Origin of the sequence: Streptacidiphilus sp. PB12-B1b (assembly GCF_014084125.1) — a bacterium.
In the GTDB taxonomy this organism is placed as follows: domain Bacteria; phylum Actinomycetota; class Actinomycetes; order Streptomycetales; family Streptomycetaceae; genus Streptacidiphilus.
The window spans coordinates 6,531,687-6,556,564 of the sequence record NZ_CP048405.1 but is presented as its reverse complement, the minus strand read 5'-3'; the positions used below and the strand labels follow the sequence as shown (position 1 = coordinate 6,556,564).

36 protein-coding genes and 1 pseudogene are annotated in these 24,878 nt (G+C 71.7%); 14 read left to right on the top strand and 23 right to left on the bottom strand.

Translation table 11 applies throughout. The features are described from left to right. The first annotated feature begins 30 nt into the window (after positions 1-30). Together GXW83_RS28520 and GXW83_RS28515 are read left to right on the top strand one after the other, a co-directional pair. Positions 31-1,005 (top strand): NAD-dependent epimerase/dehydratase family protein, encoded by a 975-nt coding sequence (locus GXW83_RS28520; protein WP_225447305.1) that lies wholly within the window; start codon positions 31-33, stop codon positions 1,003-1,005. Next, the gene (locus tag GXW83_RS28515; RefSeq protein WP_182445918.1) at positions 1,002-1,757 is read left to right on the top strand and encodes a 3-deoxy-manno-octulosonate cytidylyltransferase; all 756 of its coding nucleotides are present in this window, start codon (positions 1,002-1,004) and stop codon (positions 1,755-1,757) included. The genes GXW83_RS28520 and GXW83_RS28515 overlap by 4 nt, the downstream gene beginning before the upstream one ends. 279 nt (positions 1,758-2,036) lie before the next feature. Here the strand turns inward: GXW83_RS28515 and GXW83_RS28510 are convergent, their stop codons facing one another. Genes GXW83_RS28510 through GXW83_RS28500 form a run of 3 tightly spaced genes read right to left on the bottom strand, consistent with a single transcriptional unit; the run spans position 2,037 to position 4,967 of the window. Beyond that, positions 2,037-3,209, bottom strand: a complete 1,173-nt coding sequence (locus GXW83_RS28510; RefSeq protein ID WP_182445917.1) for a cytochrome P450 — start codon at positions 3,207-3,209, stop codon at positions 2,037-2,039. Between the two features lie 4 nt (positions 3,210-3,213). Then, positions 3,214-4,410: an MAB_1171c family putative transporter gene (locus tag GXW83_RS28505; RefSeq protein WP_182445916.1), complete on the bottom strand. Its 1,197-nt coding sequence runs from the start codon at positions 4,408-4,410 to the stop codon at positions 3,214-3,216. Continuing rightward, complete coding sequence (locus GXW83_RS28500; RefSeq protein WP_182445915.1) at positions 4,407-4,967, bottom strand: regulator component; 561 nt, start codon at positions 4,965-4,967, stop codon at positions 4,407-4,409. The genes GXW83_RS28505 and GXW83_RS28500 overlap by 4 nt, the downstream gene beginning before the upstream one ends. A 352-nt stretch (positions 4,968-5,319) precedes the next feature. On the opposite strand from GXW83_RS28500, the gene GXW83_RS28495 reads away from it, so the two are divergent. Further along, on the top strand, positions 5,320-6,162 hold the full coding sequence (locus GXW83_RS28495; RefSeq protein WP_182445914.1) for a helix-turn-helix domain-containing protein: 843 nt from the start codon (positions 5,320-5,322) through the stop codon (positions 6,160-6,162). Here GXW83_RS28495 and GXW83_RS28490 read toward each other — a convergent pair whose 3' ends face one another. Next, positions 6,163-6,609 (bottom strand): helix-turn-helix transcriptional regulator, encoded by a 447-nt coding sequence (locus tag GXW83_RS28490; protein WP_182445913.1) that lies wholly within the window; start codon positions 6,607-6,609, stop codon positions 6,163-6,165. A 438-nt stretch (positions 6,610-7,047) separates the two neighbouring features. Between GXW83_RS28490 and GXW83_RS28485 the strand changes: the two genes are divergently transcribed. From GXW83_RS28485 to GXW83_RS28440, 10 genes are all read left to right on the top strand, one after another. Continuing rightward, positions 7,048-7,365 (top strand): transcriptional regulator, encoded by a 318-nt coding sequence (locus GXW83_RS28485; RefSeq protein ID WP_370466794.1) that lies wholly within the window; start codon positions 7,048-7,050, stop codon positions 7,363-7,365. Position 7,366: 1 nt separating this feature from the next. Continuing rightward, positions 7,367-8,419 carry a hypothetical protein gene (locus GXW83_RS28480; RefSeq protein ID WP_182445911.1) on the top strand — a complete coding sequence of 351 codons (1,053 nt, stop codon included), beginning with the start codon at positions 7,367-7,369 and terminating at the stop codon, positions 8,417-8,419. Beyond that, the gene (locus GXW83_RS28475; protein WP_182445910.1) at positions 8,419-9,120 is read left to right on the top strand and encodes an ATP-binding protein; all 702 of its coding nucleotides are present in this window, start codon (positions 8,419-8,421) and stop codon (positions 9,118-9,120) included. The genes GXW83_RS28480 and GXW83_RS28475 overlap by 1 nt, the downstream gene beginning before the upstream one ends. 136 nt (positions 9,121-9,256) lie before the next feature. Beyond that, positions 9,257-9,802, top strand: a complete 546-nt coding sequence (locus GXW83_RS28470) for a WhiB family transcriptional regulator (RefSeq protein WP_182445909.1) — start codon at positions 9,257-9,259, stop codon at positions 9,800-9,802. Further along, positions 9,799-10,824, top strand: a complete 1,026-nt coding sequence (locus tag GXW83_RS28465) for a DUF2637 domain-containing protein (RefSeq protein WP_182445908.1) — start codon at positions 9,799-9,801, stop codon at positions 10,822-10,824. The genes GXW83_RS28470 and GXW83_RS28465 overlap by 4 nt, the downstream gene beginning before the upstream one ends. 81 nt (positions 10,825-10,905) lie before the next feature. Next, positions 10,906-11,130, top strand: coding sequence for a hypothetical protein (locus GXW83_RS28460; RefSeq protein WP_182445907.1), 225 nt, complete (start codon positions 10,906-10,908; stop codon positions 11,128-11,130). Beyond that, positions 11,127-11,774, top strand: coding sequence for a MobC family plasmid mobilization relaxosome protein (locus GXW83_RS28455; protein ID WP_182445906.1), 648 nt, complete (start codon positions 11,127-11,129; stop codon positions 11,772-11,774). The genes GXW83_RS28460 and GXW83_RS28455 overlap by 4 nt, the downstream gene beginning before the upstream one ends. 6 nt (positions 11,775-11,780) lie before the next feature. Then, positions 11,781-13,535 carry a mobilization protein gene (locus tag GXW83_RS28450; protein WP_182445905.1) on the top strand — a complete coding sequence of 585 codons (1,755 nt, stop codon included), beginning with the start codon at positions 11,781-11,783 and terminating at the stop codon, positions 13,533-13,535. Positions 13,536-13,643: 108 nt separating this feature from the next. Continuing rightward, positions 13,644-14,027 (top strand): hypothetical protein, encoded by a 384-nt coding sequence (locus tag GXW83_RS28445; RefSeq protein ID WP_182445904.1) that lies wholly within the window; start codon positions 13,644-13,646, stop codon positions 14,025-14,027. A gap of 66 nt (positions 14,028-14,093) precedes the next feature. Then, positions 14,094-14,312, top strand: a complete 219-nt coding sequence (locus GXW83_RS28440) for a carboxylesterase family protein (protein WP_182447616.1) — start codon at positions 14,094-14,096, stop codon at positions 14,310-14,312. A 69-nt stretch (positions 14,313-14,381) separates the two neighbouring features. Here the strand turns inward: GXW83_RS28440 and GXW83_RS28435 are convergent, their stop codons facing one another. The 5 genes from GXW83_RS28435 to GXW83_RS28415 form a co-directional block, all read right to left on the bottom strand. Then, positions 14,382-14,741 carry an esterase gene (locus GXW83_RS28435; RefSeq protein WP_225447304.1) on the bottom strand — a complete coding sequence of 120 codons (360 nt, stop codon included), beginning with the start codon at positions 14,739-14,741 and terminating at the stop codon, positions 14,382-14,384. A 26-nt stretch (positions 14,742-14,767) separates the two neighbouring features. Next, on the bottom strand, positions 14,768-15,040 hold the full coding sequence (locus GXW83_RS28430) for a hypothetical protein (protein ID WP_225447303.1): 273 nt from the start codon (positions 15,038-15,040) through the stop codon (positions 14,768-14,770). 14 nt (positions 15,041-15,054) lie between these two features. Continuing rightward, entirely contained in the window at positions 15,055-15,258 is a 204-nt protein-coding gene (locus GXW83_RS28425) for a hypothetical protein (protein WP_182445903.1), read from the bottom strand. Positions 15,259-15,326: 68 nt separating this feature from the next. Continuing rightward, on the bottom strand, positions 15,327-15,644 hold the full coding sequence (locus GXW83_RS28420) for a hypothetical protein (RefSeq protein WP_182445902.1): 318 nt from the start codon (positions 15,642-15,644) through the stop codon (positions 15,327-15,329). A gap of 49 nt (positions 15,645-15,693) precedes the next feature. Then, entirely contained in the window at positions 15,694-16,041 is a 348-nt protein-coding gene (locus tag GXW83_RS28415; RefSeq protein WP_225447302.1) for a DUF317 domain-containing protein, read from the bottom strand. A gap of 208 nt (positions 16,042-16,249) precedes the next feature. Here GXW83_RS28415 and GXW83_RS28410 point away from each other — a divergent pair, with 208 nt between their 5' ends. Further along, positions 16,250-16,519 carry a hypothetical protein gene (locus tag GXW83_RS28410; protein WP_182445900.1) on the top strand — a complete coding sequence of 90 codons (270 nt, stop codon included), beginning with the start codon at positions 16,250-16,252 and terminating at the stop codon, positions 16,517-16,519. 5 nt (positions 16,520-16,524) lie between these two features. Here the strand turns inward: GXW83_RS28410 and GXW83_RS28405 are convergent, their stop codons facing one another. From GXW83_RS28405 to GXW83_RS28355, 14 genes and pseudogenes are all read right to left on the bottom strand, one after another. Beyond that, positions 16,525-17,010, bottom strand: coding sequence for a hypothetical protein (locus GXW83_RS28405; protein ID WP_182445899.1), 486 nt, complete (start codon positions 17,008-17,010; stop codon positions 16,525-16,527). Positions 17,011-17,031: 21 nt separating this feature from the next. Continuing rightward, the gene (locus GXW83_RS28400; protein WP_182445898.1) at positions 17,032-17,853 is read right to left on the bottom strand and encodes a helix-turn-helix domain-containing protein; all 822 of its coding nucleotides are present in this window, start codon (positions 17,851-17,853) and stop codon (positions 17,032-17,034) included. 47 nt (positions 17,854-17,900) lie between these two features. After that, positions 17,901-18,578: a hypothetical protein gene (locus GXW83_RS28395; protein ID WP_182445897.1), complete on the bottom strand. Its 678-nt coding sequence runs from the start codon at positions 18,576-18,578 to the stop codon at positions 17,901-17,903. Beyond that, positions 18,575-19,216, bottom strand: a complete 642-nt coding sequence (locus tag GXW83_RS28390; protein ID WP_182445896.1) for a hypothetical protein — start codon at positions 19,214-19,216, stop codon at positions 18,575-18,577. Before GXW83_RS28390 ends, GXW83_RS28395 begins: the two co-directional genes overlap by 4 nt. Beyond that, on the bottom strand, positions 19,213-19,692 hold the full coding sequence (locus GXW83_RS28385; RefSeq protein WP_225447301.1) for a hypothetical protein: 480 nt from the start codon (positions 19,690-19,692) through the stop codon (positions 19,213-19,215). The genes GXW83_RS28390 and GXW83_RS28385 overlap by 4 nt, the downstream gene beginning before the upstream one ends. Further along, entirely contained in the window at positions 19,689-20,450 is a 762-nt protein-coding gene (locus GXW83_RS28380) for a glycosyl hydrolase (protein ID WP_182445895.1), read from the bottom strand. Before GXW83_RS28380 ends, GXW83_RS28385 begins: the two co-directional genes overlap by 4 nt. After that, positions 20,447-21,085 (bottom strand): DUF4913 domain-containing protein, encoded by a 639-nt coding sequence (locus GXW83_RS28375; RefSeq protein ID WP_182445894.1) that lies wholly within the window; start codon positions 21,083-21,085, stop codon positions 20,447-20,449. The genes GXW83_RS28380 and GXW83_RS28375 overlap by 4 nt, the downstream gene beginning before the upstream one ends. 156 nt (positions 21,086-21,241) lie before the next feature. Continuing rightward, complete coding sequence (locus GXW83_RS34545) at positions 21,242-21,400, bottom strand: hypothetical protein (protein ID WP_225447611.1); 159 nt, start codon at positions 21,398-21,400, stop codon at positions 21,242-21,244. Between the two features lie 62 nt (positions 21,401-21,462). Beyond that, positions 21,463-21,855, bottom strand: coding sequence for a hypothetical protein (locus tag GXW83_RS34540; protein ID WP_225447568.1), 393 nt, complete (start codon positions 21,853-21,855; stop codon positions 21,463-21,465). 94 nt (positions 21,856-21,949) lie between these two features. Continuing rightward, a pseudogene (locus GXW83_RS34970) lies at positions 21,950-22,168 on the bottom strand (C-5 cytosine-specific DNA methylase); the annotation flags it as partial. Between the two features lie 10 nt (positions 22,169-22,178). After that, the gene (locus GXW83_RS34965) at positions 22,179-22,523 is read right to left on the bottom strand and encodes a DNA cytosine methyltransferase (protein WP_255431334.1); all 345 of its coding nucleotides are present in this window, start codon (positions 22,521-22,523) and stop codon (positions 22,179-22,181) included. Next, the gene (locus GXW83_RS28365; protein ID WP_182445893.1) at positions 22,520-23,674 is read right to left on the bottom strand and encodes a DnaB-like helicase N-terminal domain-containing protein; all 1,155 of its coding nucleotides are present in this window, start codon (positions 23,672-23,674) and stop codon (positions 22,520-22,522) included. The genes GXW83_RS34965 and GXW83_RS28365 overlap by 4 nt, the downstream gene beginning before the upstream one ends. Further along, on the bottom strand, positions 23,671-23,913 hold the full coding sequence (locus GXW83_RS28360) for a hypothetical protein (RefSeq protein ID WP_182445892.1): 243 nt from the start codon (positions 23,911-23,913) through the stop codon (positions 23,671-23,673). Before GXW83_RS28360 ends, GXW83_RS28365 begins: the two co-directional genes overlap by 4 nt. Then, positions 23,913-24,776, bottom strand: a complete 864-nt coding sequence (locus GXW83_RS28355) for a hypothetical protein (protein WP_182447612.1) — start codon at positions 24,774-24,776, stop codon at positions 23,913-23,915. Before GXW83_RS28355 ends, GXW83_RS28360 begins: the two co-directional genes overlap by 1 nt. Positions 24,777-24,878 lie beyond the last annotated feature (102 nt).

Sequence of the window (24,878 nt, the reverse complement as noted above, 5' to 3'; positions counted from 1 at the left end):
GCGCACCCACTACTCGATCGGAGAAATCACGTGAACAGCAGCACCAGCCCCCGCAGGGTCGTGGTCACCGGAGCCGCCGGCTTCATCGGCTCCCACCTGACCGACGCCCTGCTGAACAACGGCACCACCGTCATCGCCGTCGACAAGCGCGACCACAACGACCCGGCCGCCGCCGCCAACCTCGCCCCCCTGCACGGCCGCCCCGGCTACCACCCCGTCACCGCCGACCTGCGCGACTGCGCCCTGCAACCGCTCCTCCTGGACGCCGACGCCGTCTTCCACCTCGCCGGCATCCCCGGCGTCCGCCCCTCCTGGGGACCGCAGTTCAGCGAGTACATCGACGCCAACGTCCTTGCCACCCAGCGCCTGATGGACACCGCCACCGCGATGCGCGTGCCGCGTGTGGTCGTCGCCTCCTCCTCCAGCGTCTACGGCGTCACCGACGGCCTGCCCAGCATCGAGAGCGACCACCCCGCCCCCGCCTCCCCCTACGCGGTGACCAAACTCGCCGAGGAACAGCTCAGCCTGGCCCACGCCGCCCGGCACGGCAGCGCCACCACCGTCGTCGCCCTGCGGTACTTCACCGTCTACGGCCCCCGCCAGCGAACCGATATGTTCATCCACCGCGCCCTGCACGCCGCCGCCACCGGCCAGCCCCTGCGCCTGTACGGCGACGGGCACCAGCGCCGTGACTTCACCTACGTCACCGACGCCGTGGCCGCCACCATCGCCGCCGCGACCACCGAGGAGGCCAACCTCGTCATCAACGTCGGCAGCAGCGCCAACACCTCCCTGCACGAGATCATCGCCCTGGCCGAACAGCTCACCGGACAGGCGATCGACCTCCAGGCCCAGGGCACCCGCGACGGCGACATCCCCAGCACCTGCGCCGACCGCACCCGCGCCAAGCAACTCCTCTCCTGGACGCCCATGACGGACCTGCGGACCGGTATGCGCGAGCAGCTCAACGCCCTGGTCGCCCGCCACCAGCCGGCCGCCGCATGAGCGCCGCCCAGGCGCCGGACCACCTGGCGATCATCCCCGCCCGCTGGGGCTCCACCCGCTTCCCCGGCAAGCCCATGGCCGACCTCGGCGGCCACCCCCTGTTCTGGCACGTCCACCAGCGCTGCCTCCAGGCCAAGCTCATCGTCGGCGCCGTCGTGGCCACCGACGACCAGCGCATCGCCAAGGCGTGCGAGACCTACGACGTGCCCTGCGTCCTCACCGGCCCCTGCGCCACCGGCACCGACCGCGTCGCCCAGGCCGCCCAACAGCTCACCGCCGACGGCTACATCAACGTCCAGGGTGACGAACCCTTCATCGACCCCGCCGCCATCGACGCCGTCTCCCACGCCCTGGCCCACGACCCGCTGGGCGCCGACGCCGTCAACGCCTGCACCCCAATCGACCACCCTGAAGACATCAACGACCCCAACATCGTCAAAGCCGTCGGCGACAGCGAGAACAACGTCCTGATGTTCTCCCGCCTCCCCATACCCTTCGCCCGCGGATCGCACCCCGGCTACCTGCGGCAACTCGGCCTCTACGCCATGACCGGCAGCGCCCTTCTCACTTTCGCGGCACTACCCCAAGGCCCCCTCGAACAGGCCGAATCTGTAGAGATGCTGCGCCTGATCGAACACGGACACCGGGTCCGGCTGCTGCGCACCCGCGACGGCGGCCCCGCCGTCGACACCCCCGCCGACCTCGACCAGGCACGCCAGCACCTCCAGCAACGTACCGCGTATCACCTCTGACCGGACCAGGATCAACCGCGACCCCCGGGGACCGGCGCCCGGACGCTCAGCGCCGTTCACGCGCTGATGCTTCACGGCCCCGACGCCGTGTTCAGGGCCGCGCGTCGGCGAGCCCGCTGCTGTTGAGCACGACGCGGTACAGCTCGGGCCGCGCCCGCCGACATCTACGAATCCCGGTCAGCCATGCCTGCTAACCGCTGGCAGGTCGGAAGAGGCTGTCCGACTGCACCCGGTCGAGTCGCGGGCCGGCATACCTACCCTGACCGGCGTGTCGGCCGATCACAGGCAGACGGGAAGGGAAGTGAGCCCACGCACCAGGCGAGTCCGCCGCCAGTCGAGTTGGTCGGTCGGGGTGGCGAGACGGATCCCGGGGAATCGGGACAGGACCGCAAGCAGCGCGATCTCTGCCTCGGCCTTGGCCAGGGGCGCTCCGATGCAGCGGTGAATGCCGTGGCCGAAGCTGAGATGGGAGGCAGTGTCCCGGTCGAGGTCTAGCTGGTCGGGCGACGGAAACCGCCCTGGGTCCCGGTTGGCTGCCCCGAGGGCGACTAGGACCGGTACGCCGGCCGGGATCTCGATAGCGCCGAGGGTGAGGGCTTTGGTGGTGAACCGGAAGGTGGCCGTGCTGACGGGCGCGTCGAACCGCAGCAGCTCGTCCAGGGCAGTAGGGAGGTCGCTCGGGCGCTGGCGCAGCCGGTTCAGCTCGTCGGGGTTCTGGAGCAGTGCCAGCAGGGCGTTGCCGAGGAAGTTCGTGGTGGTCTCGTGGCCCGCGACGAGTAGTAGCACCGCCAGGGACACCAGTTCCTCCTCGCTCAGGTGGTCGTCGCCATCTCGCGCAGCGATGAGCCGGTCGAGGAGAGAGTCGCCTGGGTGCCGACGCTTGGCGGCTATCAGGCTGGTCATGTAGTCGGCCATCGCATGTGAAGCGGCATCGATGACTTCGGGTTTTCCCGCTGCGAACAGCTCTGCGGACCAGCGCTGGACATCGAGCCGGTGGTGCTCGGGCACTCCGAGCAGCTCGCAGATCACGATGACGGGCAGCGGCACGGCCAAGTCGGCGACGAAGTCGACCTGGCCGCCACGGGGCCAGCGGTCCAGCAGCGTGTCGGTGACCTGGGCGATGAACGGACGCATCCGCACAACGGCTCCGGTCGTGAACGCCTTGGTCACCAGCTGGCGCAGGCGGGTGTGCTGTGGAGGGTCGCTGGCCAGCATCGACTGCGACACCGCGGCGTGTAGACGGCGGTTGCTGGGCTTGTCAGCGAAGAAGGCGCTGGTGTCCTTCGACAACCGGGGGTCGGCCAGCGCCTGCCGAGCCTCGTTGTAGCCGGTGACCAGGTAGCTGGTGCGGCCCTTGGCGTCGGCGAGCGCTTGCACGGGGCAGGCGGAGCGCATCCGGGCGAGGGTCGGATAGGGATCTTGAAGGAAGCGCGGGTCCTGGGTCGGTTCCATGGGGTCAGGCTCCAACGGGATCGGGGTGTCCGCCATTGGTGACACGGACGAGATCGCTGTGCGCGTAGGCGTCCGCCACCAGCAGAAGCCACTCGGTCTCGGCCCGCAGGTCGGCGGCGCGGGTCCCGGTGCCTGTATCGGCCGGTGCCGGGACAAGTTGCGGCTGGTTGGCACGGAGGGCGGCAAGCGCTGCGGTGACGACCGCAGCCTCGGTGATGGCGGACCCAGTCGAGGTTCCGCTGTCCGACGATGCGGCTACGGCGCGCTGGGCGGCGAGTTGCACCTCCAGGGAGCGGTACGGGAGCAGGGTGAGCAGGCCATCGCTGATTTCGATGACGCGCCGTTGGAGGCGGAAGTCGGCGTCGGTGCGCGGGTCGAGGTCGGCGTCGGACAGGATGATCTCGGGGGAGGCGTCCGTGAGGTCCTGCCACAGCGGACCCAGCCGATCGAACGAGCGCATCTCCCAGCGTCGCCGCCGGGCCTGCTGGATGGGGTAGACCACGGCAGGGAGTGTCAGGCCCACGAGAATCAGCAGAACTCCGAGCGCGGGGGCAGTGACGCTGAAGGCACAGGAGCCGGCCACCAGCGACGAGCAGCGCTCACCCTCGTACGCGAGGTGGTAGCCCAAGCCCAAGGAGACCAGCACCGTGGTCTTGTAGGCGACATACAGCAAGGCGAAGACGCAGCCGACGGCCGCGGTTCTCAAGCCCACGGTCACGCTACCTCGCACGGCGGTACCCGCCTGGAGTAGGGCTTGGCGGAGGAAGCCGACGATCGTGAACGTCAGCGAACCGACGAAGGTCAGCAGGTAGAGGGCGTGAATCCGCGAGGAGTCGTGGTCCAACTGCTCCCACGCGAACAGCGCCGTCAACGCGATGAGCGAAGCCGCGAGAATCACGACGCAGCTGTGGATTCGACGGCGGGCGTCGTCGGGCTCCAAGTTGACCTGCATCATCAAGGCCACCACGGACGTCGCAGCCATCAGCGCGAAGGAATTGCTCAACAGACGGGCCACGTGCGGGATCGTCGCCCCGACGGCGTCCTGCACCACCGGGGCGTAGGAGGCGAAGGCCAGGCCGAAGGAGAGGAGGAGGCTTCCCATCGCCCAGGTTCCGGCCGGGCGGGGTTTGCCTCGGCCAAGCATCCAGTAGCCGGCAGCCGCCGCGAGAACGAAAGCCATCCCGAGGAAAAGGGCATTCATCGTGAACGAAACCAGCCTTTCTTGATCTTGACGTGCTTGATTGGTTGGGAGAAAAGGGCATCCCAGCTATCGGCACCCTTTTTCGGTTCCCGGGAAGCAGATTCGCGGTCCAGGTAAATACGCTGACGGATGACAGTGGCCATCATTTCTGCTTCGCGCTCATCCGCCGTCGAATACTGGGTGCGACCCGACATTCGCAATGCCAGCGTGGGATTGACTCCGAGAGCGCGCGCCGTTGCGGGATTGAGTTCCAGGCTTCCGGGGTGGTCGCAGAACACGTGGCACAACTCGTGCGTCAGGATGTGCCGCTGGTGGTGGACGGAGGTGGCCTCCTCGTAGAAGAGGAAGTCAGCATCAACGCTCTCCAGCCTTACCCCGCAAGGGACCTTAATCGAGCCGAGCGTACTGAGGGGCCGGAGAACGATCGGCTTCCCCCGCAGTTCAGCGATGGACTCCCGTAGTTGGCGCGTCGTGAAGCGATGTGGAAGATGGAGGCTTTCCACTCGCTCCTCGCAGGCTCTGCGAAGTGTGATTTCGCCACTCTGCGGCAAGGGCATGGCAACTCCCCCTCAACCGGTACGTACAGCTTGTCGCTGGATCAGTGGCTAGATCCTGCCAAACAAAGGCGGGACATAGTATTAACCGGAACTAGTACTTCCGGTTACGTGCAGTGATGCTTACGCGGGCCCTACCGGGGAGGGAGTCGTGCGGCATGGGCCGTACGCGGAGGATCGGCCACGAGTCATGGCGAGCGAGCCCCCTGGATTTCGGCCGTAAGCCTAGTTAGTTGAAGAAGGAACATTTCGTTTCGGCTAGTTACGCAGGATGACCACCTCATGATCGTATGACGATGATTCAGTGCGTGTTGTGACCCAACTCACTCGATCGGGGCCTCTAGCATCTCGATTCATGGACGCCCGCGAGCAGGACGGCGAAGATTCGGCCGGGGAATCGCTCTCCGAGTTGCTACGCGCTTGGCGACGCCGCCCTCTGCTGCGGGGACGGGTACCGGCTGCCCAGCAGCGGCGGGCGCAGGGCCTCTCGCAGCAGGAGGTCGCCCGGCTGTCGGGGGTCAGCGAGCGCTGGTATCGCTCGCTCGAACTGGGCAAGCCGGCGAACTTCTCGGCTGACTTCCTGGACGGGCTGGCCTCAGCACTGCAGTTGAGCCCTGTGGAGCGCCATGTGCTCTATCTGAAGGCGGCTGGGCGTCCGCCGGCGGAGCCGGAGGGGGATACCGAGGGCGTCATGGACGAGCAACTCCAGCACTTCCTCGACAGCCAGGCCCCCAACCCGGCGTATGCCTCGGATATCGCCTGGAACATCGTCGGGACCAACGCTCCGCTGGCCGACTGGTTCCCGTGGGCACCGCACCGGGCCAACCTGATGCGGTGGTCCCTGCTGAGGCCCGAGGCCCGCCATCAACTCGTGGACTGGCGGAACGACTGGGCACGCCCCTACCTCGGTCAGATCCGCTACGTTCGCGCCCGGCACCCGCAGAACGCGGGCCTGCGGGAGCTGGAGCGCGATCTCCTCGCGGGTTCGCGCGAAGTGCGGGAACTGTGGGCCCTCGGTGAGGTGCACGACCACAGTGACGGGGTGGTGCGGCGGCTGCGGCTCCCGTTTCATGGCGGGAACGAGGTCTCCGTCAGCGTGGTGGCGATGGTGCCCATGCGCTTTCGGGCCCTGCGCGTGGTGGTGCTCATGCAGATGCCCCGGGGCCACGTTGTCCGGAACGGGGAGCGGGAAGGCTGATCAGCCGTCGAGGTCGAGGCCGCCGTCCGGATCGGCGTCTGCCATGCCCTCCAGCTTGCGCACCTGGTCGATCACCGTTCCGAGGATCTGCAGGCCCTCCGTGCTGAGCCCGGCGGCCCGCAGGGCGACTCGGCGCACTCCGCGGTCCTGCATTGCGGCGACCACCCCGATCTCGGCACGCGCGCGCTCGGCTGCCTCCTCCTCGAAGAAGTAGGCGGCCGGAACGCCGAAGAAGTCCGCCAGGGCGCGGACCGTCTCCAGCTTCGGGTTCTTGTTGACGCCCGTCCGCAACTGCTGGATCGCGCTAGCGGTGATCTTGAAGTCAGAGCTGTCGCGGATGCCCTGGGCGACCTCCTGGTAGGTGTACGGGCCACGATCTGGCGGGTGCACCTCCTGGAAGAGGTAGTCGAGCAGCTCCGCGAATGAGCGCTCCTGCTTCTCGGTCATCGCCGTCCCTTCGTTGTCGACCCGAGTCTATCCACTCCAGTGGTGCTGGTGCGCGCTCGGAGGCCCACCCCGTGAAACCGTGGTTGACTTCGGCCCGCAATTGCGATGTACGGTGACCCCATCGAGTCATCCATTGCAGTGTTTAATCGCAGGTGGGCGACGCTGCAAAGAGGCTGGACTGTGCGCCAGGGATCGCCATATGGTCCTGGTCGCCATACCAGCGGCAAGCCGGGTCAGCAGCGAGAAGGGGAGGGGCAGTGCAGACGAGAGCACCGTGACCGAGGCCGGGGTCGTGAGACCGGCGCCCGGGAGCTACCAACTCCCAGACGCCGGGTCGGCGCCCCGAAGGGAACCGAATCACATCTCGCGGGCGGCGTGCCTTTTCCACGAGAACGCCGCACCGCGCTCCTACGAACTACGGAGTATCACATGCTCGCCATGTCGAGCGAAACCCTGGCCTGCCCGGACACGGCCCGTCGGCAGCGCCTCGCGGCCCAGCTCACCGACATGATCCCCGGTGCGGCCAAGGTGTACGCCTGCCTGAACGACCCCGAGCACGAGTGGCCGCACCCGCACGCCACCGCCACGGACCGGTCCGGGAAGACCATCACGCTCAACCGCACCGCCTCGCGCACCGCCGCCCGCTGGATGATGCGGGTCTGGCCGGAGCTGGACTGGAACCGGCCGCGCGTCCTGGACCTGGCCACCGCCACCCTCACCGCCACCGAGCTGACCCCTTTCCGCAGGGGGCGCTGACATGGCGCGGATCCGCACCATCAAGCCGGAGGCGTTCATCTCCGAGTCGCTCGCGCAGGTCAGCGTCGAAGCCGAGCGGACGTTCTTCGGCCTGCTCACCCAGGCCGACGACCACGGCCGCCACCGCGACAACGCCGCGATCATCGCCGGACTGCTGTGGCCGCTGCGCGCCGAGCACACCTCCGTCCACGTCGAGGACGACCTCCAGCAGCTCGCCCAGGCCGGACTGCTCTGCCGCTACACCGGCTGCGACGGCCGCCGGTACCTGCACGTCGTCACCTGGTTCGACCACCAGAAGATCGACAAACCCAGCCAGTCCCGCCTGCCCGGATGCCCCGAGCACCACGCCGCCGAGCGCTGCGCGCCGTGCAAGGGCGTGTGCACCAAGCGGGTCGGGGAGTCGCCCACCCCTACCCGGGCGTTCGCCGACGCCTCGGCCACCCTTCTCGGAGGGCTCGCCGAGGCTTCGCCGAACGCTCCCCGAGCCTTCGATCTGCCCGCTGCGGCCGACGCGATGCCTTCCGCCCCGGGAGCAGGGCAATCGACCGGCCAGCAGGACGGCCCCGCCGCCACCCCCACCGCCGCTGACTCGACGGTGAGAGAAACCGCAGCTCAGGGCGGGTTCGCCGAGGCTTCGGGGAAGGCTCCCCGAAGCCTCGGCGAGGGCTCGGCGCCTGGATCTAGGATCTTGGATCCTGGATCTTCTTCTCCTACGGGGCGCGCTGCGCCCGACGGCCCGGCCAGCGCGCGGCAGCTGGTCGGCGAGTACGTGGCCGCCTGCGGCCAGCGCCCGCCGGGCGACCTGCTCGGCCACCTGGGCCGGGTGGTCAATAAGCTCCTCGATGAGGGCATCGCCGCCGACAACGTTCGGGCGGGGCTGCGCCGTTACACCGAGATCGGCGGGCACCCCTCGCGCCTGCCGAGCCTGGTCAACGACGCGATGAACCACACTCTGGCCAGTTTGGTGCGGCCGGGATTCGGGCCTAACGTGCCTGCTCACCAGGCGTGGACCAACCCGGTCGACGCTGCCGCTGCCTACGCCGAGGAGCTCTGATGGCCACCACCATGCCGCAGCCCCTCGGCCACAGCGGGGCGATGGACCGGCTGGCCCGCATCCTGGCCGAGCGGGGCATCTCAGCCTCCGCCGTGGCTGCAGTCGACGAGGAGGACGAGCGGGTCGACGCCCTGGAAGCCATGTCGGCCGGGATGCCGCCACGCTTCCAGCACGCGCTGGCCGACCACCCGCAGGTCGTGGACTGGGTTCGGACGGTCGCCGACGCGGCCGTCGCGCCTACCCTCGGCGCGCGGCGGCAGGTCACCGCAGGCCCCAGCCTGCTGATGGCCGGTGTCGTCGGCGCGGGCAAGACGCACCAGGCGTTCGGTGCTGTACGGAGCCTGGTGCAGGCGGGAGTCGGGGTGCGCTGGCGTGCGACCACCGCCGCCGACCTGTACGCCGAGCTGCGTCCGCGTCCTGGCGTTGACAGCGAGCGGACCCTGGCCCAGTACAGCCGGGTGCCGGTGCTGCTCCTGGACGACCTGGGCGCGGCCAAGTCCAGCGAGTGGGTCGAAGAGATCACCTACCGGCTGATCAACCGCCGCTACAACCTCATGCTGCCGACGCTGATCACCTCCAACCTGCGCATCTCCGACCTGCGCGCCTACCTCGGCGACCGGGTCACCAGCCGCCTCGCGCAGATGACCACCCGGATCGCGTTCGAGACCGCCGACCGGAGAAGAACCGGCAGCGCGGCCTGACCCGCGCCACCGGCCTCACCACCTCCGGCCGCCCGACCTTTCGGGCCGCGCCGCTCCACGCACCTGCCGAACCAGCGCAACCCCCATGCCGCCGACGCCTCCTGCGCGCGCCACGGGGGCGAACGGAGCCACCCAGATGACCACCACGATCCACCGACACCGCCTGCTCGGCGACCACGCCTGGCAGGCCCGCGCCGCCTGCCGCCCCCGCCGGCACCACGACGTGGACCCCGAGCAGTTCTTCCCCGAACACCACGAGACCAGCAAGATCGCCGCCGCCAAGGCGCTGTGCGGCCAGTGCCCGGTCCAACGCACCTGCCTGGACGCTGCCCTGGAGACCCGCGACACCGAGGGCATCCGAGGTGGCCTGACCGAAGAGGAACGAGCCCCCCTGCACGAGAACCTCCAGCACCGCCTGGACTACTCGCGCGTCAATGACGCCATCGCTGGCCGAGACATCCACCTGACCAAGGCCGAACGCAAGGCGGTCGTCACCGCCGTCTACCGCGACGGCCTGGGCGAGGAACGCCTCGCCGCCGTCCTGAAGATCAGCGTCGAGCACGCGCAGAAGCAACTGCGGCGTATGGCCCGCGCCGACCGTAACGGCACCCTCCAGGCCCAGCCGCCCTCGGCCAGCAGCACCGCCGACATCCACTTCACCACCCTGGGAGCAGTAGCGTGAGCGCAACCGCAGCAACCGAGACGACCGCCCGCATCAGCTGGTGGGACCGCATCGCGGTGATCATCCTCGGCGGAGCCGGATGCCTGCTGTCCTTCGATGCCCTGCGGCAGATGGCCGTCGCCATCCACATCCGTCCCGACCTGTCCTGGCTGTTCCCCGTCGTCCTCGACGGCTTCATCGCCTACGGCGTGCGCGCCGTCCTGGTCCTGCGCAACGCCCCCCTGACCTCCCGTCTGTACGTGTGGGCGCTGTTCGGCATGGCGACCACCACCAGCATCTGGGCCAACGCGATGCACGCGGTGCGCCTGAACGACCAGATCGCCCCCACGGCCGGGCTGCGGCTGACCGACCTGGTGGTCGCCATCCTGTCGATGGTCGCCCCGCTCGCCCTGGCCGGCGCGGTCCACCTCTACATCCTCATCGCTCGCGCCGCCTCGGCCAGTACCGACCGACGCCACCACCACGTTGACCGAGCGGAGCGGGCGGACCAGGGTAGCGGCTGGCCTGCCGTCGACCTCGCCCCCGAGGCAGGGTCAGCGCTGACCGGCCACGCCGCCCCGAGCGAGCTGGTCCCCGCCGACCCCGACTCCCAGCAACTGTCCGCCGGTCAGCAGGTGCCGCTGGCCGAGACTCCGACCGGACACTCCGGCTACGGCGGCACCGCCCCCACGGACAACGCCGCCGCCTTCGGTCGGCAGGACAAGCCGGGTCTTCCCGGCCAGGTCAGCACTGACCTGGCCGACACTGCGCCCGATGCCGAGCCTCCGACCGCGCCGGACCCGGCGGAGGACCGGCACGACTACGCCGACGAGGTCAACGCTGACCGGCAGGCGGAGGTAGACACCGAGGAACTGCTGGAGATCGCCCGCGCCGCGGTCCAGGCCGAGGACAAGCTCACCAGGAAGGTTGTCGCCGAGGCGATCCGGGGACAGCAGCTCCCGCTGTCCAGTGCGACCCTGACCGAGCTGATGAGTGAGCTGCGCAAGCAGCACCGGGTGCGGGTCACCCCCGTCCGCAACTGACCGACCCCGGCGGGTCAGGAGTGACCCCAGGTCGCTCCTGACCCGCCACCCCTCCCACTTCACCCGCCGGAGACCACCACCATGCGCACCCGACCCGCAACCGCCGCCGAAGTCGACTCCTGGCTGAGCGTCCTGCTCGAACGAGGCCACCTCTTCCACGCCGAAACCGGCCCCGACGGCACCTGGAGCGTCCAGCGCCGCCGACACGGCCGCCCCTGGACCCTGCACCACCCCGTCCTGGCCATGGACTTCATCGAGGACATCGTGCGCGACGTCCAGCAGCAGACCCCCGAAGCCGGCCGATGACCGGCCGCAACCCCGCCGCAACCAACCACCCGGAGCCGGAGAACGTCAACTCGGCACCTGGCGGAGCAAGTTATCGCCTACGACGGTCCTACGGCCCGACGTACGCACTTGCCCCCGCCCAGGGGGGCGAGGGAAGTCCTGCTGGTCTCCGGGCGGGGGCGCCCGGAGACCAGCAGGACTCGCAGCGCCAGGGGGCGCGGCAAGCGGGAGAAGCCGCCGACCAGCCCGCCGACAGCGCTCTGCCGTTCCCCGAGCGCAAGCCCCGACGCCGCACCCGCAACCCCAGCGAGCGCACCCACAAGACCACCGCCCGCCTGTCCGCCAGTGAGAAAGCCGAGATCACCGCCGCCGCCCAGCAGCGCGCCGTCACCGTCGCCCGCTTCCTCGCCACCGCTGGCCTCGCCGCCGCCCGCAACTCGACCACCCTGCACACCAACGACCAACTCGACACCGCCATCGACGAGCTGGCCGCGCTGCGCACCGGCCTGGCCCGCATCGGCACCAATATCAACCAGATCGCCCATGTCTACAACGCCGGCGGTCAGCCCCGCCCCGGCGAACTCGATCACGCCCTGGCCGCGCTCAAGCGCTCCCTGGCGAAGGTGGACGAGACCGCCGACGCCCTGGTCCGAAAGCGGGTCTGAACAGCAGTGATCCCCAAGATCCGACGCGGCTCGCGCACCTACGGCCTGCTGAACTACCTCTTCGGCCCCGGCAAGAACGAGGAGCACACCGACGCCCACCTGGTCGGCAGCTGGGACGGCATGGCCCCCGACCCCGGCCGCGACACCAGCGACGACCCCGCCGTCACCCTGTCCCGTCTGGCCGCAGCCTTGGACCTGCGCGTCAAGCAGGCCGGCACCGCCGCCCCCGCCCGCCACGTCTGGCACTGCTCGGTGCGCACCGCCCCCGGCGACCGCACCCTGAGCGACGCCGAATGGGACACCGTCGCCCGCCGCATCCTGCACGCCGTCAACCTCGCCCCGGACAACGACCCGGACGGCGGCCGCTGGGTGGCCGTACGCCACGCCGAGGACCACATCCACATCCTGGCCACCACCGTGCGAGGCGACCTGCGCCGCCCCCGCATGAACAACGACTTCACCAAGGCCCAGGCCGAATGCCGCCGCCTGGAGAAGGAGTTCGGCTTCCGCCGCCTCAACGCCGGCGACGGCACCGCCGCGAAGAACCCCACCAGCGCCGAACGCTTCAAAGCCGAACGCACCGGCCGCACCGACACCGCCCGCGAAACCCTGCGCGACGCCGTCCGCCAAGCCCTGGCCGGAGCCGCCACCGAAGCCGAATTCCTCACCCGCGTCCACGAAGCCGGCCTGCTCCTGCAGACACCCCGCTTCCCCTCCGGCGACCTGCGCGGCTACAAGGTCGCCCTGCCCGACGACCGCAACGCCGTCGGCCAGCCCATCTACTACTCCGGCTCCACCCTCGCCCCCGACCTCTCCCTGCCCAAGATCCGCCAGCGCCTCGCCGCCGCCACCCCCGACCGGCAGCACACCGACGAGAACCGCCAGGACGACCAGCGCCTCTGGTCACCTCCCGCGCGCAGCCGGCGCAGCGCCACCGCCGCCGTCGAGGACGCCCTGGCACTGCTGGACGAAGGCGCCGACGAGGCCGCCGCCCACCTGCCCGCCGTCGGCGAAGTCCTCGACGCCCTCGCCCAAACCTCACCCTCCCTCACCCGCAAGGAACTCGCCGCCGCCGCCCGCACCTTCGAACGCGCCACCCGCAGCCACACCCGCGCCGAACAGGCCGACATGCGCGCCGTACGCGGCGCCGCCCGCGCCATCGTCCAAGCTGGCAGCGCCCTGGGCCGAGGCGAGGACGGGGGTGCCACCGCCATGATTCTGTCCACCCTCGTCCTAGCGGCCCTGGCCGCCGCCCGCTGGCACGCCGCCCGCGGCCACGCCCAGCAAGCCGCCGCCGCCCGCCAGAGCGCCCAGCACCTGCGCACCGCCTACCAGCAGGCCGCCGCCACCCCCATGCAGGCCCTGCGCCACCACGGCCGCGCGCTGCCCGAAGGCCGCCGCACTTTCTACGACACCGCCATCCGCACCGCCCTGACCGGCAACAACCTCCCCACCACGACCGCCGCCCGCTTCGACGCCCTGGCCGCCACCCTCGCCCAGGCCGAACAAGCAGGCCACGACCCGGACACCCTGCTCCAGCAAGCCATCGACCAGCGCGAACTCGACACCGCCGTCGACATCGACGACGTCCTGGTCTGGCGCATCCGCCGCATCGCCCACCTCCCCGCTCACCCTGGACCCGCAGCACGGCCGACCACCACTCGGACGCCGGCACCCGGTAGGCAGGCGCAGCGTCCGACCCAACTGCCCGCCAGCCGCCCGTCACCGGCCGATCCGTCTCGCCGCGGCCCCCGGAGGTAACCGGGTGGGGGGCGGCCAGTCCCGCCCGCCCCCACCCGGAAAACCCTGGACACCGCGCCCGACCTGCTGATACGGCAGGACCTGAACGACTACGAACGGGGAATCGCTATGAGCAGAGCTATCGACACCACTCAGTCCACCAGCATCCAGCCGGACACCGGCAGCGACCTGGACCTCCAGGTGCGCTACGAGGCTGAGCCTCCGGCCGGCCCCGACGCGGTCCGCTGCCTGACATACCCCTATGCCATGGACCTGCGCGGCATACCCGTCATCTGCCCCGCCGACCGCGCCAGACAGGACTGGCTCCTGATCAACCAGCACAACAACGTCTGGATCATCTGCCGCTGCGGCCACCAGTGGCACGAGCCCGAACTCGCCCGCGCCGACTTCGACGCCCTCGTCCTGATCCCCACCCTCGCCCAATACCCCAGCGTCCAGGCAGCCCTTACAGCCCTCGGCTTCGACGGCACCTTCGCCGGTTTCAGCCTGTGACCGGGGAATCCCTTCCCCAGTTCGGGTCGCCGTGCTAAAAAATCGGGCACGACCTGCTTCGACGGACTGGTCACACGCGGTATCAACCGCTTTCCCGGGGTGTCGTACGCGGCAGCCCCCTTCGGCGTCCGCCGCTTCGCCAAGCCAGAACCCGCCGAGCACTGGGCGGGCGAGCGCGACGCCACCTCCTTCGGTCCCCGCGCTACCACCTCGACCGTACCGAACAATGCGGTCACCGCCTCGACGTCCACGTCGTCGATCCCGTCGAAAACCCAGTTCTCGTGAACAGAGCCAGCAGCTGGAGGCGCGAGAGAGCCGCCACACCGTGGGTGTGGCGGCTCTTCGTGGTGAGGGTCAGTGGTGGGCGAGGGCGGTGGTGGCCAGCCGTAGGGCCGCGCACAGGCCGCTGACCTCGTGGAGGGTGGGGCGGATCAGCGCGGGCCAGTGCTCGTCGGCGCTGGTCCAGGTGGCGAGGTGGACCTCGGTGCTGTGCAGGCCGAGGTGGGCGGTGACGTGGCGGCCGGACGCAGCGGTGGCGTCCCAGCGTAGGCGGATCTGCCCGAAGCGCAGAGGGACGTTCTCGGGGAGCCAGGTGGCGGTGACCGGCCGTGTGAGGTCGTGGGGAACGCGGTGGACCAGGACGCCCTGGTAGCCGGAGGGGATTCGGGCGGTGGCGATGGAGGAGAGGGGGAACGGCTCGGTACCGGTGAGCACGGTAGCGGTGATGGCGGCCTCCAGGGTCAGGGGTGCTGGGGGCGACCCCAGTCGAGGGCGGCGGTGACGGGCGCGGGGAGGTAGTCGTGCTGGCCGTCCTCGACGAGGTAGACGACGCCGTCGTCCACCCGGAGTCCAGTGGCGAGGTGGTGGGCGAACGGGAAGTCGGGGTTGATGGCGACGCGTACGGGGGTGTCGGGGTCGAGGGCTGCGTGGTGCAGGAGGCCCTGGATGGCTTCGGCGAGTTGGCCGACGGTCATGTGCGGCACGGTTCTCCTCGGGGTGGGGCGGCGGGTCATGGGGAACGGCCCTTCTACCGCTGGTACTTGGTCTGGCAGCGCAGGCTGCGGTTGTCGGCGGCGCGGGCGGCGCGGTGTCGCTTGGCCTTGGCGGTGGGGGTGTCGGGGGTGCGGTCGCGCCAGGCGAAGTGCTGGTCGCACTGGCGGTGGGCGTGGCGGTGGGTGCAGCGGCGGCCGTGGCCGGGGCGCAGTCGGCCGAGCATCGGGGCGAGCGGCAAGGTGGTCTCCGATTCTTCGCGGGAGCGGGGATGGGGTGGCCTGGCGCGGGGCCGGGCCACGGGCGCGGTCAGGTCAGGGAGTAGTTGTCGCCGCTCTGGGTGGCGATGCGGGAGCGGTTGAGTTCGGCGAGGAACAGGCGGATGGCGCGGGTGCCACCACCGAGGCGCTCGGCGATCTGGGCGGCGGTGGTGCCGGGGTGGGCGGCGAGGTCGGCGATAGCGCGGACCACGGTGCGCTCGCGGGCCTCGCTGGCGAGGGTGTCGAGGAGGAAGGCAGCCTCGGCTAAGGGGATGGCGTACCGGGTGGTGTAGCAGAGGATGATCGCTGCGATGGTGGTCATGCGGACGGCGAACGCGAGGGTCGGGTGGGCGAGGGCTCTGAGCACGTGGTGCGTCCTTGTCGTTGAAGATGAGGTGGGGCGGGGCGAGGGCGGGTCAGTTGCCGGTGGGGCCGTAGAGCGCGGCGATGAAGGCAGCGACCAGTTCGGCGGGGACCTGGTGGCCGAACTCCTGGGTCCAGGGCTGGCCGTGGGCGGGGGTGACCTGGAGCGTCCACAGGGTGCCGCGTGCCCAGGCGGCGGGGTCCTCGGGGAGGAAGGCGAGGTAGGCGCGGCCGTCGGGGCTGGTGGCGTGGGCGTCGCCCAGCGGGGTGGCGACGACGGCCCACCCCAGGGCGGTCAGGAGGTCGAGCACGGGTGCGGCGGTGCCGTTGCCGACGGGCCACTCGACGGCGGTGGCAGTGGGGCGGACGGTGGCGGGGAGGAGGGCGGAGGAGGTGGTCACGGTGCACGGTCCCTTCGTTGACCTGCGGTTTTTCCGGTACCCGTACGTTGGCATGGGTGTCGGAGCAGGTCGTAGTCCTTTCCCGCGAGGTGCCGTCTGCCGTGGGCGAACTGCGATCGGGCAGGCCGGGCGGGAATGGATCAGCGCACCGGGTTGTCGTACCTGCCCTGCGGCGAACGGCCGCGGGCGAGCGAAGGGGGATGCCGGGATGGGCAGAGGTGTGCGGCACTGGGACGGTGCGGGCCTGGAGCGCAAGATTCGCTCGGCGGGCAGGCCGTGGACGGTGGGCGACATCACGATGATCGCCGAGGGGCAGTGGGCGGTGCCCACCCGCCCCGAGCCGTGGCTGGAGTGGGAGGACGACGCGGTGGTGCGCCAGCACGGCGAGGACGGCCGGCGGGTGGAGATGACGCTGGAGGAACTGGCCCGCGCGGTGGGCTCGCGGGTGTGGCAGGCCCACCGCGCGGACGAGGTGTAGTTCGTTCAGCGGTGCGGGCGTGCGGCCGGCGCTGCGAAAGCTGAGCGGGCCGGTGCGGCGGGAGCGTCGGCAGACAGGCCCAGGGGGCGTGGGGCGAGGTCGCTGCGCGCCGTGGCGGCCTGCGCGCGCCGCTGCTGGTCCGCCGGTGCGTTGAGGGCGGCGGTCTTCGCGTCGACGATGTAGTGCACGGCAGCCAGTGCGGTGCGCCTTTCGCCGAGCGCCACCTGGATCTTGATCCCGGCCTCGGTGATGCGCTTCGGGTCGAAGGGGGACGGGGCGGTGCCGGGTCGGGTCAGGGATTCGAGCTGCTGCTGGCAGTCGGTGATCGTGTAGTCCGCTCGCTGAACGGCGCCGCGCATGCGCATGGCCGCGCGCAGCAGCGGATCGTCGGCCGGGCGGTGGATGGCTCGGCGTTCCAGTTCGGCGGCGGGCCGGCCCCAGGTGGATTCGATCAGGGCGGTGATGCTGTCGAGTTCGCTGGTCTCGGACACGGGATGCCTCCGGGCAGCGGGTCAGCGGGAGCGCTGCGGTGCGGGGTTGGCGCGCAGCGGCACAGGCGGCACCGGGGCGTGGCTGAAGACGGCCGCAGGAACGTTTCGCCCCAGGCTCGTTGCCGCAGGGCTGCGCCGCAGCGCTGCGGCGCTGCGGTCGGCCCCCGGGCGCAGCGGGACGCCGGTGTGGGTGCGGACAGCGGCCTGCACTGGCGTCCCGCTGCGGCCAGGGGCGAAGGGGGCGGTCCAGCGGTCGAGGGCGTCGTAGACCGGGGCGAGGGCCTGGCCGGCGGGGGTCAGGGCGTAGGGGGCGGGGCGGTCGCTGCTGGTGCGAGTAAGCAGGCCGTCCTCCTGCATGCGCAGCAGCCGCTGGCTGAGCAGGGTGGTCTCCACACCGGTCTGCTGGGCGAGCGCGACCAGGCGCTGCGGGCCGCGCTCCTGCAGCGTCTGGGCGACGGTGGTGGTGTTGCGCAGGTACAGGCGCTGCACGGCGTCCTCGATCCGCTCGGCCGCCGCCACCGGGCCGAGCACGAGGTGCTGCTGGGACCAGTCGGACAGCGCGTCGAACACCGGGGTGAGGGACTGGCCACGGGCGCTGACCTGGTACGGGGCGCGGGGGCGGTCCTGGGTGAGCAGGCCGCCGTCGCGCAGCTGGCCCAGACGCTTGCCGACGTGCTGCTCGGAGATGAACGGCAGCGCCGTGCTGACGTCGGTCATGCGCACGGGGCCGTGGTGCTGCGCTGCGGTCTGGAGCACCCACACCGTCCAGTAGGGGGACAACTGGTGCAGGGCGTCCTCGATGCGCTGGGCGCTGGCGGCGGCCGTGGTGTCGGTTGGAGGCATGGTGGCGGTTCCGTTCGGGAGGGAGAAGCGGCGGGCCAGGAGAGAGGTCAGACCAGGTCGGGGCGCTCGGTGCGCAGCAGGCGCAGCACGGCGCCCAGGCGGACGTTGCTGGCGCGCACGCCGCGGCGGCGCAGCCGCTCGCGCAGCACCTCGCGCGAGAGGCGGTCCAGGTCGGCGGTGGCCTGCCGGGCTATCTCCAGCAGTTCCTCGTCGTTGGGGGTGAACGGCGCGGGCTCGTCGTCGGCGAAGGCGTCCTTGATCTCGAAGTCGGTGATCTCGACGTCAGTCAGGGCCGGTTCGGCGGTGGGCTGGTCCGGGTCGGCCGGGCCGAGGAGCAGGCGCAGGTCGAGCAGGTCGAGCAGGCCGTCGGCGTAGGCGTTGGCGTCGACCTCGTGCAGGGCGGTCTCGATGGTCTGCTTGAGTAGGCGGGTGGTGGCCTCGGGCTGGTCGGCGCGGTAGGCGTGGCAGGCCCCGGCGAGGCGGCGGCGGGAGGCGCGGGCCTGGAGGTCGGCGGCTTCCAGGTCGTCGGCCTGGCTGAGCACGACGGCGAGGGCCGGGTCGCCGGTGCCGGCGGCGGCCTGGCGGCGCAGCTCGGTGTAGGAGTTGCCGAAGCGGTGCTCGATGAGGCGGTGGGCGGCGATGGTGGTGGGCATGGCGGTCTCCGCGGGCTGGTTGCGGGTGTGGTGGGGGCGGGTGCTGAGGCGGGTGGCGGGGCAGCGGTTCACGGCGTGACCTGCATGCGGGCGAGCAGGGTGCGCACCAGGGTGGGAAGGCCGGCGGGGTCCTCGTCCAGGCGCACGTCGGCGGCGGTCAGGACCAGGGCGGCGTCGTTGGCCAGGCTCTCGGCGATCTCGGTGCACGCCTCGTCGATTCGCTCGGCGGCCAGCAGGCTCTCGCTCAGGGCCTGCACGTACGCGTCCAGGGGAAGGTTGGCGGCCTCGGCGGCGGCCTGCAGGACCGGCAGCTCGGGCACGCCGTCCCACTGCGGCGCGGGCTCCTCGGTGCCGGCCTCCGCGCTGGCGGCGGTGTCGGCCTGGTCGCAGATGCGCTCGACGGCGGCGGTCAGGTCGGTCAGGGACTCGGAGAGCCAGCCCAGGCCCGCGGCGTAGGAGGCCAGGGCGAACAGTCCGGCCGGGGTGGTGGGGCCGGGGGCGTCGGCCAGGCGCTCCAACTGCTTGTTCAGCTTGCCGACGACCTGCGGGGTGTGGGCGAGGATGCCGATGACGGGCAGCAGGTAGGACCGCGAGGCTGGCACGGGGTGCTCGGCGGCCAGCAGGTCGTGAACGCGGCCGGCGGCTTCGGCGAGAAGCGCGCCGAGGTCCTCGCGGGAGGACAAGGCGGTGGCGGTGGTGGGCTCGGTCATCGGTGGGCCTTCCGGGACGGGGCGGGAACGGGGGCGGCGGCGGCCGGTACTGGTTCGGTTGTGGCCGGCGGCTTGGTGGTGCTGCGGGAGAGCGCGGCCTTGGCGCGTGCGGAGAACTGCGGGTCGTCGCCCAGGCGCTGGTGCAAGGTGATGCGGCCGGTGCGAAGTTGGGCCTTGTGGTAGACCTGGTAGGCCACTCGCGGGCCGGCGGCGACGAGGTAGACCTCGCGCCGGTGGGCGGATCCGGCGGGGGCGTCGCGGAACTGCACGACCAGGCGGTGGCTGTCGCGGTAGTTGCCGGTGCCCAGGGTGACCTTGTGGTAGCCGACCAGGCTGTGGTCCAGGGGCTTGGCGATGTGCTCGCCGCGCACCAGGTCGTGCAGGTGCAGCAGCGCCTGGTCGCGTATGCCGTCGGGCAGGTGAGCGAGGTCGCGCAGGGCGTCGGGGTGCGCGGCGAACCCCATCACGGCCTTCACCGCGCCCGCCCCGTGCCAAGCCCGACGGCGGGCAGCGGCAGCTGGACGTCGCCGGCGGGCGAGAGCGTCACCGGCAGCCCCGAGTGCGTGCGGGCCAGCGCGGCATCCGCGCACCGGCGGTCGGCGGCCGGGAGTTCCTCGGGGGGATCAGGCAGCGGGCCGGGCCGGTTATGGAGCCAGTCGTAGGCGGCGGCGTCGTCGGCGAACGCGCCCTCACGCAGGGTGGCCAGCGGGCCGGGGCCGAAGGTCTCCACGAACAGCCGCACCGGCAGGTCCCCGCCCTGGGCGTCGGTGACCAACTGCCACACCTCGCCGTCGGTGCCGCTGGAGCTGTAGGAGTCGACCCCGGCGTAGCGGGTGCCGCTCTCGCGCAGCTTCGTTGCGGTGTGCAGGCTCTGCTCGTCGCTCGGCTGGTAGTACGGCTCTTCGACATGGCAGAGCAGCGGGTCGGCGGGGCAGCCGCGCTCGATGAGCCAGGCGTGGGCCGCGGCCTCCAGGGCGTGCCGGGTGCAGGTGACGCGGATCTGGTTCATGGCGTGGTCGCGCTCGACCGCGATCGCCACCAGCTGCGGGCCGCCGGCGTCGTCCCAGACTATGGACAGGTCCCCGCAGCAGTACCAGGAGTGGGAGTCGTTGCGGGTGCTGTACTGCGACAGGACGTACAGGTCGCCGGGGACGAACCAGTCCTCCAGCAGCTCGCGGGTGGTCTCGTCCACCGGCTGGAGGCCCTGCTCGCGCAGTTCGAGGTCGCCGTTCACGCGGCCACCGCCTTCGCGCTCTCGCCCGGGTGGGGAAGGCGGCGGTGGTTGGTCCGGGCGGCATTGGTGGTGCACGCGCCGAACGGACCTGCCGGGGAGCGCAGTTCGGCCAAGGCGGGGCCGAGGTGGTCGCGGTGCCAGGTACTGGGACCGGCCAGGCCGCCCTCGGTGTCGGTCAGCTGCTGCCACGCCAGCCACAGGGCGTGCAGCCGCGCCACCGCTTCGAGGTGGTCGTCGCTGAACCACTGGTCGCACCACGGCTGGGTGGTGCTGATCTCGCGGCCGTAGGCCGGCAGCAGCAGCTGGTCCACCCAGTTGCGCAGTGCCGCCAGCTCGACGGCGTACTCGTCGTCGGCCAGGGCGAGGATGAACAGCGACGCCGGACCCTCCCCGCCCTCGCCGGCCTCCTCCCTGGCGTCCGAGCCCTCCGCCTTGGCAGAGGACTCGGATGCTTCGGTGGCGGGGAACAGGGCGGGGGGCTCGGAGTCGAGGCGGTCGATGATGCTGCCGTGGCGGCGGACCTCGGCCACGGTCGCGGCCAGCGCCGCAGACAGGTGGTCGAGGCTCTCCTCGGGCAGCCGGAACGGCTCGGGAACGTCGCCCGGTTCGGCGGCGGGCGGGGTCGGGTCGGGCACGGGAACTCCACAGGTGTGCACGGAATGGTCGGAAGGCGGGGCGGGGCGGGTCTTCTGAACTGCACGGCGGCACCTCTGTTGCTGGTCGGCATGGGGAACACATTGCTCAGGATTCGCGGCTTGGTATGGCCGGAAATACCTGGTAGAAGCCGCCGCTCACCCCGCGCAGCGCGGGCAGACGAGCAACGGCGGGGCAAGCAACTGCAAGGCCCGGGTGGCCTGTTGGGGGACGACGCCGTTGCCGAGCGCGGTCAGCTGCGCCGGGCGCCCCAGGCCCTCGGTGGCGGTGACCCAGCCGGCGGGGACGCCCTGCATCCACTCCACGAAAGCGGGCCGGAGCCGACCGCGATCGTCGGTGGGCGCCGGAGCCGGGCGGGTCAGCTGCTCCCAGCGGGCGACGGCGGCCCCGTACGGCCCCCACCGCCGGTCGGCTCCGGAGGCGGGTCCGACCACAACGGCAGGACCACCGCCGACAGCGGCGGGCGGAATCCAGAGCCCGCCCGCCGGCCCGGGGTGCCGGTGTCGCTGGCCCTCGGCGTCGGCAGCAGCGAAGCCGTCACCGCCGAGAGGGTGAGGTCGCCGTTGCCGTGCCGCTGCCCCGGCGAGCCCTTCGTCCCGTCCGAGGCCGTCGGCGTCGGCAGCAGCCACTCCACCTCGTCGGCCAGGTTCGGACCGTGGCCGCCAGCCTGGCGCTTCGCCGGATGCTGCGAACCCCCGTTCTTCCCTAGGTTGCTGGTCGGCGTCTTCAGCAGCAGGTCCTCCCGCTGCAAGACCGGCCTGCGCGCCGCCGGCGCGATGGGCGTCGGCTGGCCAGGCGGCGAGGAAGGTGCGCTCTCGACGGTGCGGGGCTCCGACGTCGCTGGCGCGTAGAACGAGCCACCGAGCGTCGTACCGCAAGTCGGCCAAGGCTCCGAGTACGGCACCAAGTGCCCGCACAGCAGGGACGGCTGGGTCCTCTCCCAGACACCACGGGCAGAATTCCACGTCGCCAGGGGTTCCGGCGGGCGCGGAGAGCAGTCCGCGGACATTCTCGATCACCACCAGGTGCGGCTGAAGGGCCTCGATCGCACGGGCGACGTGCAGCCAAAGCCCGCTACGGGTGTGGGCGTTGAGTCCGGCGCGGCGGCCGGCGAGGGAGACGTCTTTGACAAGGGAAACCTGCCGTCAGGACGCACACCCGCGGTACGTCGGCCCAGTTCACGGTGGTGATGTCTTCGAGGTTGGGCGTGCCGGGCCAGTGGCGGGCGAGGATGGCGGCGGCGGCCGGCGCGGGGTCCGCGTGCCAGGCGACCTGTCCGCCGAGCGCGGCCATGACGCCCAGCTCCAGCCCGCCGTAGCCGGAGCACAGGCTGCCGATCAGCGGCCCCGGCAGCGCCGCGCCTTCCGTCTCCAGGCGCAGGGCGTGCTCATGCAGGGCGACGACGTCGTGGGGGTTCATCGGTGCTGATCCGTTCGGTGGAGGGGCGCAGAAGATCGGGCCGCGGCGCGGGCGTGGTGTGGCGGTGCCGTGCGCGGTGGCGCGGTGCGGGAGCTGCGGGCCAGAGCGGCCCTGGCGCGCGGGCCGTCCGCCGCAGCGGGTTCCGCCGGCGCGGCGTCGCCGGTGGCCTGCTGCCAGCGGGCGCGGACCTGGTCGAGGGGTTCGAGCGCGGCCAGCGCCTGGGAGAGCAGCCGGCCCGGGGCGAGCGACTCGTCCTCCGCCAGCGCCTGCACCGTGCGCGCGGCGTTGGCGGCGGTGCGGGCCAGGCAGGCGCGAAGGACGGCCTCGCCGTACCAGCCGGGGTCGCCGCCGGGGCTCTCGCCCAGCTGCGCGAGGCGTTCGCTGGTGGTGACGGCGGCGGCGAGCAGGCCGCGCCGCCGGGCCTCCCAGGTCAGCGTCACCTCGTCGATCGGTTCGCCGCGGTGGTGCAGCACGCCAAGGCACCGGTAGACCTCGCCGTGCTCGCGCACCGCGAAATCGTCCGGTCGCAGCCAGCCAACGACCTGCTCCATCGCGCCGCGCTCGCAGGTGAGCACCCGCAGCAGCATCTCCTCGTCCGCCACCACGCCCTCCCCGCAGCCGACTTCGGCCGCCCCGGGCAGGGCCGGGTTGGCGACGGCCGGGGGTAGGCCGGTGTTCCAGCGCTCGGCGAGGTCGTGCAGCACGTCCGCCAGGACGTCGGCCTGGACCAGGGCGTGCTCGGCCGTGCCCTGGGCGGCGTCGGTGCGGGCGGCCTGGTGCAGGCGCACGGCGTGCTCGGTGACGGTGCGGTGGATCGCGCCCTCCAGCACCATCCGCCCGTAGACCACCGCGTTCCCCGACACCGGGCAGGCGGCGACCAGGGTGTGGACGTAGGAGGCGGACAGGCCCCGCACCTGGTAGCTGGCCTCCGCCTGGGCATCCACCAGCAGCGCCAGCCGCGCCGCCTTGCCCGCGTCCGGGGCGAAGCCGGCGTGGCCGACGCGGTGCAGGGTGCGCAGCGCCTCGAACACCGCCCGATGCCCGGGACGGTAGAAATGCTGCGGCTCCAGCCAGTCCAGGAGGGCGAGTTGACCGGGGTCCAGCAGCACCGCGCCCAGCAGCGCCTGCTCCGCCCGCAGCAGCGGCGTCACCCGGCCACCCCTGCGGCCGGTGCGGGGAACGCAGCGGCAACGGCGGCGTCCGCGGCGGCCAGGGCGCGGGCGAGGCGCTCCAGGTCCGCGCTCAACGCGGCGTCCGCGGGGATCGCCCGGCCAGCAGCGGCCAGCCACCAACTGCCGCACGCCAGCACGGCAGGCGTGCCCGCCAGCCTCGGCGCGGAGCCGAGCCCCCGGGGGCCGGCAGCGCCGGGGTCGGGCAGGGGGCCGGGCATCAGACGGCCTGCTGGTAGTCGTCGCGGATGCTGCTGGTGCCGCGGCACGACCACGGCGAGCAGCCCTCGCTGGCCCCCTGCTCCCACTCGTCGGCCGCCTCGGCGTCCAGTGGCACCTGCCGGTCGGCCCACTCGCGGGCGGTGACGTGGTCGATGGGTGCCTGGTCCAGCGGCAGGCGCGAGCGGTGCAGGAACGCCTCGCCGAGGAGCTGGTTGCCGCCGGCGTTCCCGCGGGCATTGCCGCTGCGGATCGCGTCGTCGAACGCGACGGCGTCGGCCCACTCCGCCGGGGAGGAGTCGCGCAGGGTCCGCCACTGGGCGTTGCCGTGGAACGGGCAGCCGATGCACGCGCTCTTGGGCGTGTCGGCGAAGCCGTGGGCGCGCAGCACCTGCTGGCAGTCCTCCCGGGAGAGGCCGAGGTCCAGCAGGGGGAAACGGTTCTTCATGAAGCCGACGTCGGCGTCCTTGGCGCGGTGGAACTCGTCGGTGGAGATCCCGATCCACTGCTCGACGTGCAGGCCGCGCGGCAACCGCTGCGGCCAGGGGCAGTTGAGCAGGCCGCGGACGGCGCGCTTGATGGGCTTGATCTTGTACTCGCCGGTGCACTGGCGGCGGATCATGCCCTGGCCGCCGTCGCGGTTGCGGACGAACAGCGGCATGCTGGCGAACCGCTTGCCGGGGTCCAGGGCGTCCTCGCGGATGCTGCCGGAGGACACCCGCAGGACCGGGATCCCTGCGGGGGCTGCGACCTCGCGTTCCAGGCGGTCGAGGTGGCGGTAGACGGCGGCGGGCTCCCAGCCGGTGTCCGCGAAGATCGCGGCGTCCAGGCGGGGCAGCCGGCCGGAGGCGGCCAGCAGGAGCAGCGTGGTGGACTGCACCCCGGCGCCGAGCGAGAGCACTCGCAGGGCAGGATGCTGCAGGTTGGGGGAAACGGTGGAAGGCATGAGCACAAGTCCCTGGTGAGG

Coding starts and splice junctions, on each gene's coding strand:
- GXW83_RS28515 (WP_182445918.1), top strand. CDS start 1,002: ATGAGCGCCGCCCAGGCGCCGGACCACCTGGCGATCATCCCCGCCCGC.
- GXW83_RS28510 (WP_182445917.1), bottom strand. CDS start 3,209: ATGGAACCGACCCAGGACCCGCGCTTCCTTCAAGATCCCTATCCGACC.
- GXW83_RS28505 (WP_182445916.1), bottom strand. CDS start 4,410: ATGAATGCCCTTTTCCTCGGGATGGCTTTCGTTCTCGCGGCGGCTGCC.
- GXW83_RS28500 (WP_182445915.1), bottom strand. CDS start 4,967: ATGCCCTTGCCGCAGAGTGGCGAAATCACACTTCGCAGAGCCTGCGAG.
- GXW83_RS28495 (WP_182445914.1), top strand. CDS start 5,320: ATGGACGCCCGCGAGCAGGACGGCGAAGATTCGGCCGGGGAATCGCTC.
- GXW83_RS28490 (WP_182445913.1), bottom strand. CDS start 6,609: ATGACCGAGAAGCAGGAGCGCTCATTCGCGGAGCTGCTCGACTACCTC.
- GXW83_RS28485 (WP_370466794.1), top strand. CDS start 7,048: ATGTCGAGCGAAACCCTGGCCTGCCCGGACACGGCCCGTCGGCAGCGC.
- GXW83_RS28480 (WP_182445911.1), top strand. CDS start 7,367: ATGGCGCGGATCCGCACCATCAAGCCGGAGGCGTTCATCTCCGAGTCG.
- GXW83_RS28475 (WP_182445910.1), top strand. CDS start 8,419: ATGGCCACCACCATGCCGCAGCCCCTCGGCCACAGCGGGGCGATGGAC.
- GXW83_RS28470 (WP_182445909.1), top strand. CDS start 9,257: ATGACCACCACGATCCACCGACACCGCCTGCTCGGCGACCACGCCTGG.
- GXW83_RS28460 (WP_182445907.1), top strand. CDS start 10,906: ATGCGCACCCGACCCGCAACCGCCGCCGAAGTCGACTCCTGGCTGAGC.
- GXW83_RS28455 (WP_182445906.1), top strand. CDS start 11,127: ATGACCGGCCGCAACCCCGCCGCAACCAACCACCCGGAGCCGGAGAAC.
- GXW83_RS28445 (WP_182445904.1), top strand. CDS start 13,644: ATGAGCAGAGCTATCGACACCACTCAGTCCACCAGCATCCAGCCGGAC.
- GXW83_RS28430 (WP_225447303.1), bottom strand. CDS start 15,040: ATGACCCGCCGCCCCACCCCGAGGAGAACCGTGCCGCACATGACCGTC.
- GXW83_RS28410 (WP_182445900.1), top strand. CDS start 16,250: ATGGGCAGAGGTGTGCGGCACTGGGACGGTGCGGGCCTGGAGCGCAAG.
- GXW83_RS28400 (WP_182445898.1), bottom strand. CDS start 17,853: ATGCCTCCAACCGACACCACGGCCGCCGCCAGCGCCCAGCGCATCGAG.
- GXW83_RS28390 (WP_182445896.1), bottom strand. CDS start 19,216: ATGACCGAGCCCACCACCGCCACCGCCTTGTCCTCCCGCGAGGACCTC.
- GXW83_RS34545 (WP_225447611.1), bottom strand. CDS start 21,400: ATGCAGGGCGTCCCCGCCGGCTGGGTCACCGCCACCGAGGGCCTGGGG.
- GXW83_RS34965 (WP_255431334.1), bottom strand. CDS start 22,523: ATGAACCCCCACGACGTCGTCGCCCTGCATGAGCACGCCCTGCGCCTG.
- GXW83_RS28360 (WP_182445892.1), bottom strand. CDS start 23,913: ATGCCCGGCCCCCTGCCCGACCCCGGCGCTGCCGGCCCCCGGGGGCTC.